Origin of the sequence: Phocaeicola sp. RTP21359st1_B8_RTP21360_211022 (assembly GCF_040911965.1) — a bacterium.
Classification (GTDB): Bacteria; Bacteroidota; Bacteroidia; order Bacteroidales; family Bacteroidaceae; genus Phocaeicola; species Phocaeicola vulgatus.
The window spans coordinates 1-2344 of sequence record NZ_JBDFXP010000105.1; the positions used below are offsets into that span (position 1 = coordinate 1).

A 2344-nucleotide genomic window follows, 5' to 3' on the forward strand; every position below is an offset into this window, starting at 1 on the left:
ACCAAAGTCTTTGCGGAACTTGGAACATTTGATAATGTAAATTTACCATCCATGTCAGTAACTGTACCTACAGTAGTACCTTTTACTAAAATAGAGGCGCCAACTACGGGTAATCCGTCCTCCTCCGAAATAACAGTACCTGTTACCTTCGTGATCTGAGCGGTTACCAAACCTATACCTACAAAAAGGCAGGTCAATAACAGCATTAATTTTCTTTTCATAAAATTCTCTCTTAAAGTTTAACTTTACATTAATATAAATTCATTCACTCTAACAAATGACAAAGGTATGAATAAAATTGTAATATCAAACAAATTATTGTAAAAAACATACTAAACTGCTATATTTTTATGCTTTTAGGCATTTAAAACTCACAAAAGACGAAAATAAACCTCATATTTATTCTTTTTTTTAAGTCATTAAAAAGAGAAACTTTCAATTTATAACTGATCAGGTAAACATACATTAACCTATAAATGTTAACGAATCGTCTAATAAATATAAAGATGAGAACAAAATAGTAGGATAATGCTTTTCTACTTTTCTTTATTGCGTCTTATTATAGAATTTCAATTAAAGAATTAAATTATGAGGAAAATCAGTTATCGTTTCGTTTACAATCGAAAAAAAAGTTTAAATGACAGAGGGACCGCTTTGGTCCAAGTTGAAGCCTACTTGAATAAAAAGAAAGTGTATTTTTCCACACATGTTTATTTACGGCCAGAACAATGGGATGTAAAAAGGAAAATCATCAAAGATCATCCTAACCAAGATGCGCTGAATGGCATGCTTAATGAATTTATTATTGAATTAGAGAAAAAAGAATTAAGTTTGTGGAGGCAAGGAAAGACAATAACCTTAAGCCTCATAAAAGAAGAGTTCAAATCGAATACAGATGCTTCATTCTTAGGGTTTGCGCGTAAAGAAATAATGTCTTCTCAGCTAAAAGATAGCACTAAGCGCAACCATTTAACAACAATATCCCTTTTACAATCGTTCAAACCGACAATTGAGTTTGAAGACTTAACCTATAATTTCGTTACGGATTTTGAAAAATTTCTTTATGAATCTGGATATCAAACAAATACAGTAGCCAAGCATATGAAGCATTTGAAATCTTTTGTTAATGCTGCAATTAATAAAGGATACATTGATCCCAATAACTATGCCTTCAGAAGATATAAAATTAAAATGAAGGAAGGAAAACATGTTTTTTTATTACCGGAAGAAATGAAAAAATTGGAAGAAGTGTCTTTGACAGGAAAAAATAGTTGTCTGGAACATACTCTTGATGCATTTTTATTTTGCTGCTATACGGGATTGCGGTATTCTGATTTTGTGAATTTGAATGAGAAAAATATCGTAAAAATGGATGGAAAATTATGGCTAATCTTTGACTCTGTCAAAACAGGTACAGAAGTGAAATTGCCTTTAAACTTGCTGTTTGAAGGTAAGGCTTTAACTTTATTACAAAAATACCAGGGAAAATGGAGTTCGTTTTTTTCAATTAAAAATAACTCAAGTGTAAATAAAGAGCTGATACGAATTGGCAAATTGGCAAAAATAAGCAAACACTTTTCATTCCATTCTGCAAGGCATACTAATGCTACTTTATTGATATATAAAGGTGCTAATATAACAACCGTGCAAAAATTATTAGGACATAAAAACCTTGCTACAACACAAATTTATGGAGAAGTTATGGGAAGTACAATTATACGAGACTTGAAAAAATGTCAAAAAAGATAATTAACTCTATTGTCTATACATTATCTCTTATAAAGATGAAGAAGAATCATTTTCAAAAGTGAATATAGCCTTATCTTCTTAATAAAGTTTATCGTTTTGTGAACATGATAATTTTTTGTTGTGATTGCAATACGATAAACTAAAAGAAATAAAATGTGACAATATTTCCATCTCAGCCTAACCGGGTAGAAAATAGGTATCAAGGTTATTGAATTTCTGCAAAATTCATATATGTATATCATATAATATGCGCATATAAAATTCTATATCAGAAAATGATAATAATAGTTTGCTAATTTACTTCATGACCTACTATCTTCTTTTGTAATCTAAAGTGCAAACAATCTTTGGAAGTTTTGAAATATTTAAAAAGTTGATAAATATCAATCTTAGTACTTCAGGTATTTTATGAACAGAGTAACAACGAACAGGAATGTTGCAAGTCAATTCTTTTTTCAGTAGAAGAAAGGTAGAAAATTATTATTATCATACTCTTTAAACGGCTTAAATCAAGGAAAGCGAATAAGAGATTCAGTAATACATATACTGGTTATCAATTATTTACATAAACAATTAGTTCCGCAAAGACTTTGGT

2 protein-coding genes are annotated in these 2344 nt (G+C 29.7%); one reads left to right on the top strand and one right to left on the bottom strand.

The features are described from left to right. Window positions 1–221 (bottom strand): carboxypeptidase-like regulatory domain-containing protein (locus AB5062_RS22535; protein ID WP_133300693.1); only part of this gene is annotated, 221 nt, incomplete at its 3' end. A gap of 367 nt (window positions 222–588) precedes the next feature. On the opposite strand from AB5062_RS22535, the gene AB5062_RS22540 reads away from it, so the two are divergent. Next, window positions 589–1749, top strand: coding sequence for a site-specific integrase (locus AB5062_RS22540; RefSeq protein WP_195641821.1), 1161 nt, complete (start codon window positions 589–591; stop codon window positions 1747–1749). Window positions 1750–2344 lie beyond the last annotated feature (595 nt).

What these genes read in the sequence shown, in the direction of transcription:
- AB5062_RS22540 (WP_195641821.1), top strand. Translation starts at nt 589, where the DNA reads ATGAGGAAAATCAGTTATCGTTTCGTTTACAATCGAAAAAAAAGTTTA.